Below are 1716 nucleotides of genomic sequence, written 5' to 3'. Positions count from 1 at the left end.
TCCACCTCCCCTCCCCTCCCTCTCCCCTCAAGGAATCACCGTGACCGGACTCAGCGTCGAGATGCTGGCAGCGGACCCCGTCGAGCCGATCACCTCGGCGGGCCACGCGCAGCTGGGCATAGCCGTCCTGGCGGGCATCGCCGTCATCGTGCTGCTCATCACCAGGTTCAAGGTGCACGCCTTCCTGGCCCTGACGATCGGTTCGCTCGCGCTCGGCGCGTTCGCCGGGGCACCGCTGGACAAGGCGATCGTCAGCTTCACCACCGGGCTCGGGACGACCGTGGCCGGGGTGGGTGTGCTCATCGCGCTGGGCGCGATCCTCGGCAAACTGCTCGCCGACTCCGGGGGCGCCGACCAGATCGTCGACACGATCCTCGCGAAGGCCGGCGGGCGGGCGATGCCGTGGGCGATGGTGCTGATCGCCTCGGTGATCGGGCTGCCGCTGTTCTTCGAGGTCGGGATCGTCCTGCTCATCCCGGTGGTCCTCATGGTCGCCAAGCGCGGCGGCTACTCGCTGATGCGGATCGGTGTCCCCGCCCTCGCGGGCCTGTCCGTCATGCACGGCCTGATCCCGCCGCACCCCGGGCCGCTGGTCGCGATCGACGCGGTCAAGGCCGACCTGGGGGTCACGCTGGCGCTGGGTCTGCTTGTCGCCGTACCGACCGTGATCATCGCCGGGCCGCTGTTCTCGAAGTACGCGGCGCGGTGGGTGGACGTCCCGGTGCCCGAGCGCATGATCCCCGCGCGGGCGTCGGAGGAGCTGGAGAAGCGGCCCGGGTTCGGGGCGACCATCGCGACCATGCTGCTGCCCGTCGTGCTCATGCTCGCCAAGGCCCTGGTGGACATCGTGGTCGACGACCCCGAGCAGATGGTGCAGCGGGTCTTCGACGTCGTCGGCTCGCCGCTGATCGCGCTGCTCACGTCGGTGATCGTGGGCATGTTCACGCTGGGGCGGGCGGCCGGGTTCACCAAGGAGCGACTGTCGTCGACCGTGGAGACGTCCCTCGCGCCGATCGCGGGCATCCTGCTGATCGTCGGGGCCGGCGGCGGCTTCAAGCAGACACTGATCGACTCCGGGGTCGGGCGGATGATCCTGGAGATCTCCGAGGACTGGTCCATCCCCGCGCTCGTCCTCGCCTGGCTCATCGCGGTGTGCATCCGGCTCGCGACGGGCTCGGCGACCGTCGCGACCATCTCCGCGGCCGGGCTCGTGGCGCCACTGGCCGCCGACATGTCGACGACCCATGCGGCGCTGCTCGTCCTCGCCATCGGCGCCGGTTCCCTGTTCTTCAGCCATGTCAACGACGCCGGCTTCTGGATGGTCAAGGAGTACTTCGGCATGACCGTGGGCCAGACCATCAAGAGCTGGTCGGTCATGGAGACGATCATCTCGGTGGTGGCGGGCGCGCTCGTGCTGTTGCTGTCGCTGGTGATCTAGGGACGCCGGTCCCGCGCGACGGGCGTCCGGCTGCGGGCCGGGGCCCATCGCGCGGGCCGGGCGCCCTGTGCGTAGGCGGGGCGCGCTGTGCGTAGCCGGGGCGCCCTTCGCGTTGAGCCGGGGGACATCGCGCGGGCCGGGGTCCGGCTATCGGTGCCGGCTCGCTACGGCCGCCACAAGGGGTGCTCCCGGTCCGCCCACTCCTTCGAGACCAGGCCCGTACGCAGGCCCCGGCGGGCCTCCGGGTCGCCCAGGGCCATGCCGATGTGACCGGCCAG

At 71.1% G+C, this 1716-nt stretch carries 1 protein-coding gene and 1 pseudogene; one reads left to right on the top strand and one right to left on the bottom strand.

Going from position 1 to position 1716, the window contains the following annotated elements; translation table 11 throughout:
* Positions 1-40 precede the first annotated feature (40 nt).
* Positions 41-1438 (top strand): GntP family permease, encoded by a 1398-nt coding sequence (locus tag AOK15_RS39140; protein ID WP_055523743.1) that lies wholly within the window; start codon positions 41-43, stop codon positions 1436-1438.
* 164 nt (positions 1439-1602) lie between these two features.
* Here AOK15_RS39140 and AOK15_RS48125 read toward each other — a convergent pair.
* A pseudogene (locus AOK15_RS48125) lies at positions 1603-1716 on the bottom strand (cytochrome b/b6 domain-containing protein); the annotation flags it as partial.

This window comes from Streptomyces ossamyceticus (assembly GCF_001418475.1).
Lineage (GTDB): Bacteria > Actinomycetota > Actinomycetes > Streptomycetales > Streptomycetaceae > Streptomyces > Streptomyces ossamyceticus.
The sequence above is the reverse complement of the archived record's forward strand: the minus strand, read 5'-3'. Positions and strand labels throughout refer to the sequence as shown.